The 15,604-nt window shown below is 57.8% G+C and carries 13 protein-coding genes; 2 read left to right on the top strand and 11 right to left on the bottom strand.

Annotated features, from left to right (window positions below):
- Window positions 1–12: 12 nt before the first annotated feature.
- From AC4ANK_RS17235 to AC4ANK_RS17195, 9 genes are all read right to left on the bottom strand, one after another.
- Window positions 13–1,128 carry a glycosyltransferase family 4 protein gene (locus AC4ANK_RS17235; protein ID WP_002554041.1) on the bottom strand — a complete coding sequence of 372 codons (1,116 nt, stop codon included), beginning with the start codon at window positions 1,126–1,128 and terminating at the stop codon, window positions 13–15.
- 83 nt (window positions 1,129–1,211) lie between these two features.
- Window positions 1,212–2,429 carry a glycosyltransferase family 4 protein gene (locus tag AC4ANK_RS17230; protein WP_002554040.1) on the bottom strand — a complete coding sequence of 406 codons (1,218 nt, stop codon included), beginning with the start codon at window positions 2,427–2,429 and terminating at the stop codon, window positions 1,212–1,214.
- Window positions 2,426–3,427, bottom strand: coding sequence for a glycosyltransferase (locus tag AC4ANK_RS17225; RefSeq protein ID WP_460384919.1), 1,002 nt, complete (start codon window positions 3,425–3,427; stop codon window positions 2,426–2,428). Before AC4ANK_RS17225 ends, AC4ANK_RS17230 begins: the two co-directional genes overlap by 4 nt.
- An 85-nt stretch (window positions 3,428–3,512) precedes the next feature.
- Window positions 3,513–4,025 carry a transcription/translation regulatory transformer protein RfaH gene (gene rfaH / locus AC4ANK_RS17220; RefSeq protein WP_002554038.1) on the bottom strand — a complete coding sequence of 171 codons (513 nt, stop codon included), beginning with the start codon at window positions 4,023–4,025 and terminating at the stop codon, window positions 3,513–3,515.
- 53 nt (window positions 4,026–4,078) lie between these two features.
- The gene (locus AC4ANK_RS17215; protein WP_060410126.1) at window positions 4,079–6,286 is read right to left on the bottom strand and encodes a polysaccharide biosynthesis tyrosine autokinase; all 2,208 of its coding nucleotides are present in this window, start codon (window positions 6,284–6,286) and stop codon (window positions 4,079–4,081) included.
- Window positions 6,287–6,739, bottom strand: a complete 453-nt coding sequence (locus tag AC4ANK_RS17210; protein WP_002554036.1) for a low molecular weight protein-tyrosine-phosphatase — start codon at window positions 6,737–6,739, stop codon at window positions 6,287–6,289. It lies immediately after the preceding gene.
- Window positions 6,729–7,664, bottom strand: a complete 936-nt coding sequence (locus AC4ANK_RS17205) for a glycosyltransferase family 2 protein (protein ID WP_002554035.1) — start codon at window positions 7,662–7,664, stop codon at window positions 6,729–6,731. The genes AC4ANK_RS17210 and AC4ANK_RS17205 overlap by 11 nt, the downstream gene beginning before the upstream one ends.
- Window positions 7,665–7,667: 3 nt before the next feature.
- Entirely contained in the window at window positions 7,668–9,200 is a 1,533-nt protein-coding gene (locus AC4ANK_RS17200; protein ID WP_002554034.1) for a lipopolysaccharide biosynthesis protein, read from the bottom strand.
- Between the two features lie 5 nt (window positions 9,201–9,205).
- Entirely contained in the window at window positions 9,206–10,327 is a 1,122-nt protein-coding gene (locus AC4ANK_RS17195) for a DegT/DnrJ/EryC1/StrS family aminotransferase (RefSeq protein ID WP_031594893.1), read from the bottom strand.
- Between the two features lie 587 nt (window positions 10,328–10,914).
- Here AC4ANK_RS17195 and AC4ANK_RS17190 point away from each other — a divergent pair.
- Both AC4ANK_RS17190 and AC4ANK_RS17185 read left to right on the top strand, forming a co-directional pair.
- A complete protein-coding gene (locus tag AC4ANK_RS17190; RefSeq protein ID WP_002554033.1) occupies window positions 10,915–12,108 on the top strand; it encodes a cysteine desulfurase family protein in 1,194 nt (397 codons plus the stop codon).
- A 57-nt stretch (window positions 12,109–12,165) separates the two neighbouring features.
- On the top strand, window positions 12,166–13,974 hold the full coding sequence (locus AC4ANK_RS17185; RefSeq protein WP_002554032.1) for an aminopeptidase P family protein: 1,809 nt from the start codon (window positions 12,166–12,168) through the stop codon (window positions 13,972–13,974).
- Between the two features lie 25 nt (window positions 13,975–13,999).
- Here AC4ANK_RS17185 and AC4ANK_RS17180 read toward each other — a convergent pair whose 3' ends face one another.
- On the bottom strand, window positions 14,000–14,314 hold the full coding sequence (locus tag AC4ANK_RS17180) for a hypothetical protein (RefSeq protein WP_002554031.1): 315 nt from the start codon (window positions 14,312–14,314) through the stop codon (window positions 14,000–14,002).
- A gap of 175 nt (window positions 14,315–14,489) precedes the next feature.
- Window positions 14,490–15,377, bottom strand: a complete 888-nt coding sequence (gene rhtA / locus AC4ANK_RS17175) for a threonine/homoserine exporter RhtA (protein WP_460385181.1) — start codon at window positions 15,375–15,377, stop codon at window positions 14,490–14,492.
- Between the last annotated feature and the right edge of the window lie 227 nt (window positions 15,378–15,604).

Below are 15,604 nucleotides of genomic sequence, written 5' to 3'. Positions count from 1 at the left end.
ACTGTTGTGGGTTCAGGGTTTGCCTGCGGACGACTCGGGTACGACATGGCGCTTGCTCTGCGACGCAGGAGCAGACTCCAGCAGCGCATCGATACGCTGGGAAAGGCGTTGCGCGGAAAGGTCCCAGGAAAAACGCTGCACGTTATGCAACCCCTGAGCACGCAGCGCATTGCGCAACGGCGCATCCACCAGCACGCGCTGCATTGCTGCGGCCATGTGGCTGACGTCAAGCGGGTCGAAATACAATGCGCTGCCTTGCAGGACTTCCGGGATCGAAGCGGCATTGGCGGCCAGCACCGGGCAACCGCAGGCCTGGGCTTCAAGCGGCGGAATGCCGAACCCCTCGTAAAGCGAAGGAAATACGAACGCGACGGCACCCTGATATTGGCTGATCAGCTCGGCATCGCTGAGTCGCCCCAGAAAACGGATGCGCGGGTCACGGCAGGCGAGGTGTTGCAGATCAGGGTCGGCGAACAGTGCGCTGGCTGCGCCGACGATATGCAGTTGCAGGTCGGTGTGGCCACGCAAACTCAGAAATGCCTGAATCATCCGGTTGAAATTCTTGTGTACGGCGGGTGAGGAAACTGCAAGCAAGTATTTCGGCTGATCGACAGGTGTCGGCCCCGGCGTGAATTCGGCACTGACCGCAGCGGGTACGACCAGCACCTTGTCCTCGGCGTAGCCATAGAACGAGGTTATTTCCCTTCGCGAGAAGTTGCTGCCGGTGATCAGCGTTCTGGCGCGTGACAGCAGAATCGGGGTGATGGTCCGATAGGCCAGGCGGAATAGCCGGGTGTAGCTTTGCGGATAGCGCACATAGGTGATGTCGTGGTGAGTCGCTATCTGGTTGCCATAGAACATTGGCCCTGTGTTGCTGACTGAAATCAGCAGCGGGCTGCCCTGACGTTTCAGGTGAAGCGGCAGGTCGATCTGCTCCCACATATGCCCGGTGGAATGACCGATGCACTGGGCCTCCAGTGCGCTGGCACAGTCATGCAGCCTGATGGTGCGCGGAGCGACGAATACCAGATCGTCGCGCAGCCGCTTCAGGGCTCTGCACATCTGCTCTGCGTAACGCTGTACACCACTGACATCCTGGGTGAGGAACCGTGAATTGATGACAATCATCTCGAGCATCCTGCTGATGAGGGTGATCTGGCTGGTGCCAGGTTCTGTCCTTGAACGGGCTTGATGGGGCAGATTGCGCCCCGTTACTGTGTGACGTATGTACGGCGGTCCTGCAGGGTCTGGGCAAAGATGCTTTCGTACTGGTCCAGCATCAGGTCCAGGCTCATTAACGACGCGACACTGTTGCGTGCCTGGCTGCCGAGGCGTGCCAGCAGTTCCGGTTGCTGGTGCAGCTTGAGCATTGCCAACCCCAACGAGTCCGGGTCATCGGGATTGCACAGCAGACCGTTTAGAGGTTCCTGGATGATTTCCGTCAACCCGCCCATGCGGCTGGCGATGACGGGCAGGGCGTGTGCGCAGGCCTCGACGGCCACCATGCCGAACGGCTCATTCCACAGGGAGGGGACGATTGCCACGTCGATCTGGCGGTAGAAGTCTTCGGGCTTCTGGACGCCGACAAAGCTGATGTCCGGTGATGTGGCCATGGCCCTGAAGTGCTTTTCATCAGATGCCTGCCCACGCCCGGCAATCTGCAGGGTGGCTTTGAACGGCAGATGCTGAAATTGATCAATCAACCATCCCAGCCCCTTGTTTGTGGACAGCGTGCCCAGGTAACCGAAGCGCAACGGTGCATCATCGGCGGGTGCCTTGGGCTGCCCCGAAATCGGTGGAGTGAACGGGCTGGCGTTATGCACTACGTAACCCCGCGCGCCTTTGAAATAGCCCTGCGCCTGCAAGGTGTCGAGCATGAAGCGGCTGACACCCACGACCGTGTCGACCTGTTCTGACAGCTGTGCATGATTGCTGCGCAACTGCGAGCACATCGTGCATTGGCGCTGACAGCTATGACCCTTCTTGAACATGGTGCTGGCCGGGCAGAGCAAGTAAAAGTCATGCAGGACCTGCACGATCGGGCGATTGGCCCCGGTTATTTCGTCCCACGCCGACACCGACCAGCCGGTGAGGTTATGGCACACCACCAGCTCCGGCTGCTCCAGTTCCACCACTCGCCTCACGTACTCGCGCATGCCGGCGTTGTAGCGATCGCGCCAGTGCCAGGCAAGCCGCGCCAGACGGCCCGGACGCTGGGCGATGAAGTGCCAGTACCGGTTGAGCAGGCCGGCGCGATAGACCTTGACCCGATTGACCTCTGCCAGCTGCAGGCCGGGCCGATCAGTGGTGGCCAGCACGGCGACGCTGTGTCCACGTTGCTGCAAGCCCTCGACAGTACGTTGCAGAATGATCTCTGCGCCGCCGCCGATATCGGGCGCATAAAGACTGCTGATAAACAGTATCTTCATAGCGGGTAGGCCTTGTTCAGGCCCAGCACGCTGGCTTCCCCGTCGTGAATGGCGTCGTTGAGCAGGTTCAGGCGCGCATCGGCGTCATAGCGCCAGGCATATAGGCTCAACAGGCAGAGAAATACCTGGCGATTGACTTGATAGAGCAGTGGGGAGGACGCCCAGATATGCCTGTCGAACCACGCCTGGTTACGCGCGGCGTAATAAGCGCGCAGGTCCGATCCGCCCGACAAGTAGCTTTCATAGACGTTGCGGGTGCGCGCCTTGATGTTCCATGAGTCCTCGAGATCCTCCAGCAGCGCTTCGGGGACCAGAAATACCTTCCCGCCACCGTCGGTAATGCGCCAGGTGTATTCGGTGTCATCGCTGTACAGCTTGAGCGCGTCCAGTGGCAGTCCGATCTTCTTGTACAGGCTGCGATGGGCCAGTAACCCCCCGTAGGTGGCGAAAGGGAGCTGCACCCGTTCCGGCATGGGCACGCTGGCACCGGGCTTTCCGAAGGGCAGGCGTCGCCAGATCTTGTATGGCAACTGGGCGATGTGAAAGCCGAAGAAGCTTGAGCGCCGCTGAATTGCGTAACGCAGCGGTACACCCGCGGCGATGTCCGCTTGATGCGTGGGGCGAAAGCCGAGCGCTGCGCAATTGTCCTGGCCGTCGACCGTTTCCCGTTCTTGCAAAGACCGGTGCAGCACCTCAATGGCATGGGTGGTCGGCGCGTTATCGTCGTCCATCAGCCAGATGTAATCGTCGCCGTTTTCCAGCGCGGCCTTGATGCCTGTCGAATAGCCGTTGGCCGAGCCGGTGTTGTCAGGCAGCCAGATCACCTGAACCCGCTCGGGCCACTCATCGCACAGCGCCTGCAATGGTGCGATAGAAGCGTTGCTGACAATGATCACACGACCAATTAGCGGGCTCTCCAGTGAGCGGCTGATCAATATGTGCAGATAGCTGAAACGGTCACCATAGGTGAGCGTCACCAGGGTGATCTGGTGGGGCATGGTGTGGTTCCGGGGCTGGTTAAGCAGGCTGAGACGCATGTTTCAGGCACACGCCTTGGGCAGTTTCCTACAGGTGCGGCAGGCCTTACGCGCGGGCTTCGACCCTTGACAGGCTGCTGATGGGCAACACCATTTTTTGCTGGCGTTGCAGCATGTTGAGCAGAATCACCGCACGCTCGGTACCGTCTCCGCTCAGAAAGATGGCTTCCACATCACTCCAACTGCCCGTCGTGATCATTACCGGATCACCTTGAATAAATCGTGCTTTGGGCGCAGGTGTGGAGAGTCGCTGGCGGATCTGCTCGATCAGATGATCGCGGACCGGCACCGGGTGCCCGCCGAACGTCACAATGCGCGAGACGCCGCGTGTGGAGCGAATCGGGTACCAGTTGTCCTGTACCTGATCCATCTGAATGAACAGGTAACCGGGAAACAAAGGCTCGTCGGCCTGAACCCTGGCAGCGGTTTTTTTCACATCGACCTGCAGCGGTCGGTAGCACTGGAAATGCTGGCGTCGCAAATGCTCTTCGGCGCGGGCTTCCTGACGCGGTTTGGTCTGGATCAGATACCAGCGAGCTTCCTGGGCGGAGAGGGCCATGATTAATTCCTTTTAAATGAAACAGCTCAGTGAACGGCAGGCGTCAATACGGGTTATCGGGGCGCAGGGTGGTAGTTGTAGCCATAGGCCGCGTAGTCGTAATCGGACGTCGTGGCCTTGCGCACCACCGCGTTGAAAATGGCACCCTTGATCAGAATTCCGTTCTGGCCCAGGCGGCGCTTGCAGGCTTCGATTTCCTGGGCGGTGGTCATGCCGAAACGAGCAACCAGCAGACAGGTACCTGCCTGGCGACCCACCAGCGTCGCGTCGGTCACAGCGAGGATGGGTGGCGTGTCAATCAGGATCAGGTCATACAGCGGCGACAATTCGGCCAGCATCCTGTTGAAGTTGTCATGCATCAGCAGTTCCGAGGGGTTGGGTGCCGCGAAACCACAGGACATAAAATCCAGATGCCGGACCCGCGTCTGATGGATGACTTCGGTGCACCGCAAGCGGGCGGCCAGCGTGTCGGACAGACCGTGTTTGGGCTGCAGGCCAAAGAGCCGATGCAGGTAGCCTTTGCGCATATCGGCATCGATCAGCAGAACCCGCCTGCCGGTCTGGGCAATGATGGTTGCCAGATTGCTCGATACAAACGATTTGCCGGCGCCTGGTGTCGGGCTGGATATCATCAGTACGTTGTTACGCGCCTCCAGCATGGCGAAGTGCAAGCTGGTACGCAGGCTGCGCAGCGATTCGATGGCCAGCTCGCCGGGTGCGGCAATGCTCAGCAGTCTTGAATCCTTGCTGTCCTGATCGCGCTTTTCCAGGCGTTCCTGCTGACGCGAATGGGGCAGTGATGCGTAGACCGGCATACCCAGACTTTCGATGACTTCGGCGCTCTCGATGCCCCGATAGAACGCCTGGCGCACGAATACGATGGTCATCGCGACCAGTGCGCCGATCAGCGTGGCGATCAGCACAATCAGCGTTTTCATCGGTTTGACGGGTTTCTCGACATTGGTGTCGGCGTTGTCGATGACCCGCACATTACCAATGCTGCCAGCACGCAGAATGTCCTGCTCCTGACTCTTGTTGAGCATCAATGTGTAGGTCTGGCTGATGACCTGCATATCGCGGGTCAGACGCAGCAACTCCTGCTGGGTCATGGGCAGCGCATCGATCTTCTTCAACAGGCCTTGTTTCTGTTGTTCCAGCTGGTTCATCTGGCTCATCAGGCTGCGATAGGTCGGGTGCTCACGGGTGTACAACCGTTCCAGCTCTACACGCCTGAGTTTCAGTTCGGAAAGCATCGAGTCGAGGCTGACCACCTGATCAAGCACGCCTTTGGTTTCGATGCTCAGGTCCACCGACCTGGCGCTGGTCTGGAAGGTGTTCAGCGCAGTCTCCGCGTCCTCCAGCTGTTTGCGCACGGCAGGCAACTGCGAGCGTAGAAACTGCAGCCGCTGCGCGGCCTCGGCCGAACTGCGCTCCACGTTCTGGCGTACATAAAGATGGCTGACTCCGTCGAGAATCCGGTTGGCCCGCTGTGCGTCCTGGTCCTCAATGGACAGGTAGATGATGCCCGAGTCCCGGCCTGCTTCGGCGATTTTCAACCGGTTCTGATAAACCAGCGCGGTGCTGAGCGTGCGCTGTCTGGAGACACTGAAATCGGTACCGGGACGCGCCCGCAGCGCAGCGACCTGAATCTTCACCCCGTTGCCTTCGACAATGCGGTTGATGGTGCCGCCAAGCAGCAGATTGTGCTCGTTGTCGTAGAGCGAGAACTGGCCAGGCTTACCTGCGGTGAGGGTGAGTTTTTCGCCAAGCAGGTGCTCCGGCACCTCCAGTTGGAATACCTCGATTTTCTCGCCACCCCACGCGTATTGCGTCAGGCCGAATAACGGCTTAGCCAATTCACCGTCGCGCACTGGCTTGAAGGTACGGTATAGGTAAGGGCCGATTACCGGAAAGAAATCAGGTGTCTGCAGCGTATTGAGCTTCAGATCGTCGACGACCTTGCCCAACAATGCGCGCGACTTGATCAGCTCGATCTCGGTGGTCGCCTGCGACACTGACAATGGCTTGGCGCTGACCTCCGGGGTGCCCTCGATGCCGATTTTTCGGGGCTCTATCTGGATCATGGCGGTGGCCTGATACACCGGAGTGGCCAGAATGGCATAGCCCAGACCGATCAGAAAAAACAGGCTGACGGTCCACAGGATCAGCGCTTTGTGATCGAACAGCATGCGCAGGACCGCTGCCAGATCAATCCGGGAGTCCTGGTGGAAATCCAGCGAAGGACGGTTCATGACGGTCATTTATCCTGTTGCTCCTGACTGAAAATGAGGAAGCCAGTCGTCAATGCAGCGTGAGAGCTGCGTGTAGGTCTGTTCAAAGGCTGATGCGGGACGTCGGTAAGGGTCGGCGATGTCGAGCGGGTGTTGCCATTTACCGATCAGAAAGGCTTTGCCGCGTACTTCGGGTGCGAGTTTGAGGACGTCGGCAAAATGTGCCTGCTCCATCAGCAGAATCAGGTCGGCCTGGCGTAGCAGATCACGGCTCATCTGCCGAGCTGCATGGCGCTGCGGCTGTACCCGGTGCGTTTGCAGAACCTGCCGAGCCGCCGGGTCGATGGACGAACCTGACAGCGCGGCGATGCCTGCTGACTGAACGCGCACCTGCGTGGCCTCCAGGCGTTGATGCAGTATCGCGACGGCCATCGGGCTGCGGCAGATGTTGCCGACGCACAACACCAGTACGTTACTGAACATGTGCTTTGCCACTGGTCTGGAACAGGCGTCTGCTCAGGTTGACGACAACATTGCCGGCCACTTTCCACAACGTCTGCAGTTTGTGGCGGGGGGCGAGCGCGGCCAGCGAGAGGCACACCGTCTGCATCAGGAAGTGTTCGTACAGGGGCTGATTGCCCAGACGATTGTAATAGTTGGCCAGGCTTGAACAGGTCTGCAGGTTCATATGCAATTTGCGTTTGTCGCTGCGCATGGAAAACACGCCGCCGGGGTGCAGCCGATAGGCAGCCGGCTTGATCTGCGCCATGAACTTGCCTTTGCCGTAGGCCCCCAGCAATGACCACCAGCACATATCGTTCAACGGTGCACCGCACATGCTCAATTCGGGCGGTATTGTGCTGAACACATTGCGAAAGCAGACGGTCAGGGTCGACAGGCGTCTGGCCTGTTGCAGCTCCAGCGCCGTAGCGTCGCTGCGCAGCAGGCCTTGCAGTTGCACGCCATACTGGCCGTATTCGTCGAAGGCGAACGCGTCGTGATAGGTGATGACGTAATCGGCATGGCTCTCGAGAAAGTCCACTTGCAACTGTAGCTTTCGCGGATCAGTCCAGTAATCGTCGGCTTCGCAGTAGGCGATGTAACGGCCGCGGGCTTCGGCGAACAGGCCCGGAACGCAAGGTGCGCCCTGACTGTACTGGTTGACCTGTTGATAGAAGGGCCGAATGATCGTCGGATACCGCTCGGCGTAGTGCGCAATGATGCGTGCAGTGCTGTCCGTGGATGCATCGTCGTTGATCAGGATTTCGAACCTGAAATCGGTCTGCTGTGACAGAAACCCGTCCAGTGCCTGAGCAATGAAGGCCTCCTGGTTGTAGGCGGGGCATATGATGCTCAGCAACGGCGGTGCCATGCAGGCCTCGTCGGTATTTTTTGCAGTGTCGTCCATGGCTCAGGTACTCGGTTTGCTGAACAAAACATAGATTTTTGACGCTAGCGGCCCATGGCTTGCCGCCACCAGTGCCAGAGTGACAAGGCCGCTGGCGGCGAGCGCCAGCAGCAGGCTGCCACGGCTTTCATCGGCAATCAGATGGAACACAGGCGCGCTGATCGCCAGGCCCGCAGCGGTCATCGCACTGATCCGCAGAATGTCGCTCAACCATTGGCGATGAAGGCCCGGTGCCAGGTGCCGATGGACGATGACGGGCCATATGGCGAAGGACGTCGCACGCAGAAAAAACCACGCCAGCGCTGCGCCGTAAACGCCTTGATAATGGATAGCCACGAACATTACAGGCACGCTGATCAGTGTCGAAATCACGCTGTACCACAGGTGCAAGTGCATTTGGCCATAGGCGTATTGCAGGTAGAACTGGAAAGCACTGGCAGCCATGATTCCGCTGCCCAGCGCGTACCAGCCCAGCACCGGTCCACTCCAGCGCGCAGCTGTGTGATCACCCGTCCAGGCGATAATCAGCGGCTCGGCATACAGGGCAATTACGCCTGCCAGAGGGAACAGAAAGGTACAGGCAAGGCGATTGGCTGCCAGAAACAACGTGTGCATGTCGTCGCGCCTACCTTCGGCCACCAACACAGTCAGGCGCGGCAAGAGCGTCTGAACCAGCGGGTTGCTCAGCATCACGATGCCCGTGGCGATCAACGCAACCAGTGAGAAGTAGCCGTACTGGTCCAGTGGCAGCAGATTCGACAGCAGCACCTTGTCCACCTGAGTCAGCACAATCCACAGCACTGCGCTTAACGACAGACTGGCGGCGAAGGGCAGCAGCGGCTTGATCAGTTGCCAGTCCAGGCCGGTCAGCCAACGCGGCGCAGGCATCAGCCTGCGGGCTTTGCTGGCAAAAAGCAGGGCTTCGAGCAGCCCGACCACGAGCTGAAATACAAAAAAGTCTTGTGGGTCTCGGGAGAACTGACTGACCAGCAGCAAGCCGCCGAAGTAGCGCAGCGTTGCAATCGACACATTGGCAGCGTTCAGCCAGGCATGCTGCTCAAGGCCCTGAATGGCGCTTTTATAGAGTGTCGAATACAGGCGCAAGGCGATGACGATGCCCATCAAGGTGATGCAATGCGCCAGAGTGTCGGGTTGCAGCGTATTGGCGTTCAACCATTGTGCTGCGATCCAGGGACTGGCGACATGGACAAGCAGGCCGCAGAGCATCGTGATCGGTAGAAATATCAGTTCGAATGAGCGCAGTAGACGGCCCAGGCTTTTCTCGCTCACGGGAGTGCCTTGCTGATGTGCCACTGCGCGCACCAGGCTGGGAGACAGTCCCGCGTCCAGCAGTTGCAGCCAGGCTTGCAGCAGGGTGAAGAAACCGATCAAGCCGTAGGCCTCGGCACCCAGATGGCCCAGATAAAACGGCATGATCAGAATCCCGACCAACATTACATAGGCCTGTCCGCTGTAGTTCAGGACGGTGTTGCGAATGATCGAACGGCTGCGAATGACCGGGCTTGTGTCACGCATGATAGTCAGCAGACCCTGGCAGCGGAGCAAGCCGGGTAGTCCATATCTGTCACAGCACAGGTTTCGATCAGCGTGCGTATGACCAGGTCCTGCTCGCTTTTCAGCAGGCCGGGATAGATCGGCAGGCACAGCACTCGTTCGCTCAATGCTCTGGACACAGGCTGGCCGGGCTGTGGCTGCAGGTATTCAAGGGTGTCCAGTGAGGGGTAAAAATAGCGGCGAGGGTTGATCTTGCGCAGGTTGAGCGCGGTGCGCACCGTCAACAGCTGTTGCTCGTTACGCAGCGCCACCGGGTAATAGCTGTTATTGAGTTCGCTGTCGGCCTGGGGGTTTTGCAGATCCAGGTAGCTTTCCAGCGCTGACGTATAGCGGTGAGCGATTTGCGCGCGCTCTTCAAGGATGTTGCCTATGTTGTCGAGAATGCACAGCCCCATGGCTGCGGAGAATTCATTGAGCTTGGCATTGATGCCGATGCCGTCGATTCGGTCTACTGCCGATATGCCAAAGTTGCACATCAGGTGGGCGCTTCTGGCCAGTTCGTCGTCGTTGGTGATGATCGCGCCGCCTTCGATCGTGTGAAACAGTTTGGTGGCGTGAAAGCTCAGGGTGCTGATATCGCCATGGTTGAGCACCGACTGGCCTGCATGGCGCACGGCAAATGCATGTGCGCCGTCATAGATCACCTTGAGCTTATGTTCACGGGCAATTTGCTGAATGGCTTCTACGTCGCAAGGATTGCCAAACACGTGGGTGCCCACGATTGCTGTGGTGTCTTCGACGATGCTGCGTTTGATGTGTTGCGGCGAGATATTCCAGGTGTCCGGATCGATATCGGCAAAGACCGGGCGAATACCTTCCCATTGCAGCGAGCTGCTGGTGGCGACGAAACTGAATGGCGTTGTAACAGCGCTGCCGCTCAACCCCAGAGCCCGATAGGCAACCTGCAGGGCCAGGGTGCCATTGTTGGTCAGAATAATGTGTTTGACGCCCAGATAGTCCTTGAGCCGGTCCGTCAGTTCCTTGGCCAGCGGGCCGTGATTGGTCAGCCAGCCACGGGCGTAGATACCTTCGACGTAGCGTTTGAACTGGTCGATATCACCCAGATACGTCTTGGTCACATTAATCATCGAAGCCTCCATGTTTCTCTGAATCGGGGTGTTGCCGAGTGCGTGACCGGACATCTTTTTTTGCGTGCAGGCGCTGCATTGCTTCAGGCAACGCTACCGCCACACCGAACGCGTTCAGCACTTTAAAAATAGATTGGGGAGTCAACAGACATCCGCCGGCGCCTGATGAGCACCGTGGAAATAACTGACAGCGTGGGACGGAACCGCGGTCGACTTCGGCTTGATTATCCCGACGCCATGCTCTGCGGCATGTGCGTGACAACGGAATGCGCCTGACGGTCCTATATATCGGTCGCGGCAGGGTATCTGTCAAATTATTTCGTCAGATTTCTGTTATATTTTTGATAAATGGTAGAGCAGATTTTATAACTATATGATTCATAAGTGTGTCAAAAAAATATCATCTTGCAGGTGTATTTAAATGACACGCTGAACGTGCTTTGCAAGACGTCAATAAAGTCGCTGGATTTTACAATCTGCGCCTCTTTATATTTCCAATTGATCTATTTAAATATCAATTAATAATTTTTTGTTCTATTCGGTTTGGTGCATGATCGTGTTCATGGACTGCAGGCAGGAGAACGAACATGAAAGAGCCAGTGCTGTATTTTGATTACGCCGCCACTACGCCTGTGGACGAGCGTGTTATCAGGGTCATGGTCGATTGTCTGGGTGTGTCAGGCAATTTTGGCAACCCTGCATCCAGCGCTCATTCATTCGGACAAAAGGCCCGCGTTGCGGTAGAAATTGCCCGTGAGCAGGTTGCCCGTCTGGTAGGTGCTCAGGCCTCGCAGATCATCTGGACCTCCGGTGCCACCGAATCCAGCAATCTGGCGCTCAAGGGCGTGGCTCAAGAACGCGCGAAGAGGCAGGCAGCATTCGCCGGAGGCAGATCCGGTCATATCATCACCAGTCAGATCGAACACAAGGCAACCCTTGATACTGCGCGGCAACTTGAGGAAGAGGGCGTCGAGGTTACCTGGCTGGCACCGGACAGCGATGGCCTGATCAGCGCCGACGCGGTCAGTGCCGCTTTGCGCGATGATACGTTTCTGGTCTCGCTGATGCTGGTCAACAACGAACTGGGTACAGTCAACGACATCGCGGAAATCGGCAGGCGGGTAAGGGCTCACGGCGCATTGCTGCATGTCGACGCTGCGCAGGGCGCTGGCAAGTTGCCGATTGACTTGAGTCAGCTCGCGGTAGACCTGATGTCGCTTTCTGCACACAAAATCTACGGGCCCAAAGGGATTGGCGCGCTGTATGTCGGCCCGCGCGCGCAGCAACGGGTTCTCGCCCAGATTCACGGAGGCGGGCATGAATGTGGTCTGCGCTCCGGCACCCTGGCGACGCATCAGATTGCCGGGATGGGTGCGGCCTTTGCCCTGGCGGCCGAAGTGCTTGAAGAAGAAGTTGTTGAAATACAGCGGCTCAATAGTCTTCTCTGTGAGCGACTGGCCGATATTCCGGGGGTGTGTATCAACGGCAGTCCCACCCAGCGGATTGCCCACACCCTCAGTTTTACGTTTACCCACAACGATCTCGACATAGCAGCGCTGGGCGACAGACTTGCCTTCTCTTCCACCTCGGCCTGTAACTCGGCGAAGAACCTGCCTTCACACGTCCTGCTGGCTCTGGGACTGAGTCCGCAGGCTGCCGGCCAGACCATACGTCTGAGCCTGGGGCGCTTCACTCGTGATCAGGATATCGAGCGTGCGGTCGAGTCGATTCATGCCTGTCTGATTCAGCCAGCGTTCTGGGCGGTTGCTCAGTCTCGATGAGTGCTCCATTATCTGAACCGGTGAAAGCAGTCAATTTCCGGGTCAGCAGGAGAGTCAATGAGCACGCAATCCAATGCCAGTTCAGAAGTGGCAGAACGTTTGGCGCAAACCCGCGCCTTGATGAGCAGGGAGCGCATCGATGCCTATCTGGTGCCGTCAGCGGATCCGCACCTCTCCGAATACCTGCCCGGCTATTGGCAGGGGCGCCAGTGGCTGTCGGGTTTTCACGGCTCGGTCGGTACACTGATCATTACCCAGGACTTTGCAGGCATATGGGCTGACAGTCGCTATTGGGAGCAGGCAACCAAGGAACTGGCAGGTAGCGGTATCGAACTGGTAAAACTGTTGCCCGGCCAGCAGGGTCCGCTTGAATGGCTGGCAGACGAAGCCAAAGCCGAAAGTGTGGTTGCCGTTGACGGGGCGGTCCTGGCCGTTGCCTCTTCGCGCACTCTTGCAAGCAGGCTTTACGCGCGCGGTGCCCGCCTGCGTACGGATATCGATCTGCTCACCGAGCTGTGGCAGGACCGTCCCGCCTTGCCGTCTCACCCAATCTACGAACACTTGCCTCCTCAGGCATCTCTGGACCGTGGTGAAAAACTGGCTCGTGTTCGCCAGATCGTTGCCGAGCGAAACGCTGACTGGCACTTCATCGCAACACTGGATGACATAGCCTGGCTGTTCAATCTGCGTGGCGCTGACGTCTCCTACAATCCGGTTTTCATAGCCTTCGCCCTGATAGGCCCGTATAGCGTCACGCTATTCGTGGACTCACGGAAAGTGCCGGACTCGGTGCGTTCGCGTCTGGAGCGCGACGGTATCAATCTCATGGAGTACACGCAGATTGGCGCAGCCTTGCGCGAGCTGCCGAAAGACGCACGACTGCTGGTTGACCCGGCGCGTGTTACCTGCGGCTTGCTCGATTATCTGGACAGTGAAGTCACGCTGGTCGAAGGGCTTAATCCGAGTACGCTGCTGAAGTCGCAAAAAACCGAGACCGATGCCGGTCATATCCGTCAGGCAATGGAGCAGGATGGTGCGGCACTCTGTGAGTTCTTCGCCTGGCTGGACAGCGCGCTGGGACGTGAGCCCATCAGCGAAGTGACGATTGATGAAAAGCTTACTCAGGCACGGGAGCGACGTCCGGGATATGTTTCACCCAGCTTTGCAACCATTGCAGGGTTCAATGCCAACGGCGCGATGCCGCATTACCGAGCGACTGAAGCTGAGCACGCGCAGATAGAAGGTGATGGCTTGCTGTTGATCGACTCGGGCGGTCAATACCTTGGTGGCACCACCGATATCACGCGCATGGTTGCGATCGGAACGCCGAGTGCCGAGCAGAAGCAGGACTGTACGCGGGTTCTCAAAGGCGTTATTGCGTTATCGCGCACGCATTTTCCCAAAGGCATTCTTTCGCCGTTGCTGGATGCCATTGCCCGAGCGCCAATCTGGAGTGAAGGCGTAAACTACGGTCATGGCACCGGGCATGGTGTCGGGTATTTTCTGAACGTCCACGAAGGGCCACAAGTTATTGCCTATCAGGCACCTGCAACGCCGCAGACAGCAATGCTCCCAGGCATGATCACGTCTATTGAACCTGGTACTTACCGGCCCGGGCGCTGGGGTGTGCGCATCGAAAACCTGGTGATTAATCAGGAAGCGGGCACTACCGATTTCGGCGAGTTCCTGCGTTTTGAAACCCTGACGCTTTGCCCGATCGATACGCATTGCATCGAGGTCTCGATGTTGAACGAGGAAGAGCGCACCTGGTTGAACGATTACCACGCTCACGTTCTTGCGCGATTGAGCCCTCTACTGCAGGGTACAGCGCTGTTGTGGTTGCAGGCACGCACGGTCGCTGTCTGATATCTCGAAGCGCGTTACCGCAGGCTCAGTCCTGCGGTAACGGATCCGTCAGTGGCGTGCTTTTTCTACAGACAATGATCATGCTGCGGCTGGTATAACCAGCGGGGTTGAGGCCGAACGGATAGTCTTCCGGCTCTTCTGTGGCATCGCCCGATTTTGCGATGACCTTGAACGTCCTTGACGCACAGGCGTTGGTCGCAAGCTCATAGCATTTGGCCCAGGAAGACGTCAGGCCGGAGCAGTTGATGTGAATGCCGCGCTTGCTTTGCTTGACGGGTTTGGATGTAGCTGCACAACCTGCCACAGCCAACATGGCCAATACGATAAAAATGTATTTCATTCCTTTCCTTAGCGGGCCATTGCTGATCGCGATCCATCCGGTTGACTGGATCATGAGTCGGTAAAACTGTGACGCAAAACTCTCGAACATGAGTAGGTCAGGCGTAAACATGGCGCATGCGCTCAACAAATGCTAGTGCCATGTCGCTTCTTGACCTTGTGACTGCTTGGTCAGTTCAGTCGGCAGGGACCAATTGAGGTTTTGTGTTTGCAGAACCAAGGGTGGCGCCGATGGACGCGAAGATGATTGCGCCAATTGCAAGCCATTGGGTCAGTGAAAGGCTCTCGTGAAGAAACACCAGACCTGACAGCGCTGCGAAGACAGGCTCCAGGCTTGCCAGTGTGCCGAATGTGCGTGCCGACATTCGCGTCAGCGCGATCATTTCCAGGCTGTAGGGCAGGGCGGTCGACAGAATGGCGACACCCAGCGCTGCCGGTACCAATGAAATGTCAGATAATGCAGAGCCTGCGTGTATCACGCCGACAGGTCCGATGAAGAGTGCGGCAATCATTACGCCAAGCGCGGCGGTCTGTACGCCGTTGTCTGCACCTGCTTTATGCCCGAACACTATATAAGCGGCCCAGCACACTCCGGCCCCCAGGGCATACGCAGCGCCGAGCAGATCAATCGCTTCGTTCGAGGTCCCGAGGGGGATCAATAGCAATAAGCCGATGACTGCCAGCGAAACCCATAGAAAATCGATGGGCTTGCGCGAAGACAGCAGAGCTACAGCCAGTGGACCGGTGAACTCCAGCGCGACCGCGATTCCCAAAGGCGCAGTCTGCAACGACATATAGAAAAGGAGGTTCATGCTGCCCAGCGCAATGCCGTAGATCACCACAGTGCGTAGCGATTTTGCGGTCAGATTCGCTCGCCATGGGCGCAGGATGGCGATAAGGATAAGGCTCGCAAATACCAGCCTCAAGGTCGTGGTGCCTTGCGCGCCCACTACGGGGAAAAGACTCTTTGCCAGTGACGCGCCGCTTTGAATGGAGATCATGGCGATCATCAGCAGCCCTAGGGGGAAAAAGGCGGACGCTATAGTGTGGGGTTTCTCAGACATTTTGGTTGTACATCCTGGGTGTGATCCGGGCGCTGATAATCGAACATGATGCGCAACAATCGATGCATGGGCAATATATTGCGCAATCTTTGCTTTTCCTTCTACATAGGCAATCACGAAACGGGCAATTTCGGTGATTTTGAAATTAACGGTTGACGGCCTCTGTGATCTGTCTATAATTCGCCCCACTTCCGGCGCAGACGGAAACGAAAAAGCCTTGTAGATCA

Source organism: Pseudomonas sp. Pmew2 (assembly GCF_058129885.1).
The sequence above is the reverse complement of the archived record's forward strand: the minus strand, read 5'-3'. Positions and strand labels throughout refer to the sequence as shown.

Bases quoted from the DNA above. Each gene is read 5' to 3' on its own strand.
- AC4ANK_RS17225 (WP_460384919.1), bottom strand. From the start codon at position 3,427: ATGCCCCACCAGATCACCCTGGTGACGCTCACCTATGGTGACCGTTTC.
- AC4ANK_RS17230 (WP_002554040.1), bottom strand. From the start codon at position 2,429: ATGAAGATACTGTTTATCAGCAGTCTTTATGCGCCCGATATCGGCGGC.
- AC4ANK_RS17200 (WP_002554034.1), bottom strand. From the start codon at position 9,200: ATGCGTGACACAAGCCCGGTCATTCGCAGCCGTTCGATCATTCGCAAC.
- AC4ANK_RS17185 (WP_002554032.1), top strand. From the start codon at position 12,166: ATGAGCACGCAATCCAATGCCAGTTCAGAAGTGGCAGAACGTTTGGCG.
- AC4ANK_RS17205 (WP_002554035.1), bottom strand. From the start codon at position 7,664: ATGGACGACACTGCAAAAAATACCGACGAGGCCTGCATGGCACCGCCG.
- AC4ANK_RS17210 (WP_002554036.1), bottom strand. From the start codon at position 6,739: ATGTTCAGTAACGTACTGGTGTTGTGCGTCGGCAACATCTGCCGCAGC.
- AC4ANK_RS17190 (WP_002554033.1), top strand. From the start codon at position 10,915: ATGAAAGAGCCAGTGCTGTATTTTGATTACGCCGCCACTACGCCTGTG.
- AC4ANK_RS17180 (WP_002554031.1), bottom strand. From the start codon at position 14,314: ATGAAATACATTTTTATCGTATTGGCCATGTTGGCTGTGGCAGGTTGT.
- AC4ANK_RS17235 (WP_002554041.1), bottom strand. From the start codon at position 1,128: ATGATTGTCATCAATTCACGGTTCCTCACCCAGGATGTCAGTGGTGTA.
- AC4ANK_RS17195 (WP_031594893.1), bottom strand. From the start codon at position 10,327: ATGATTAATGTGACCAAGACGTATCTGGGTGATATCGACCAGTTCAAA.
- AC4ANK_RS17215 (WP_060410126.1), bottom strand. From the start codon at position 6,286: ATGACCGTCATGAACCGTCCTTCGCTGGATTTCCACCAGGACTCCCGG.
- rhtA (WP_460385181.1), bottom strand. From the start codon at position 15,377: ATGTCTGAGAAACCCCACACTATAGCGTCCGCCTTTTTCCCCCTAGGG.
- rfaH (WP_002554038.1), bottom strand. From the start codon at position 4,025: ATGGCCCTCTCCGCCCAGGAAGCTCGCTGGTATCTGATCCAGACCAAA.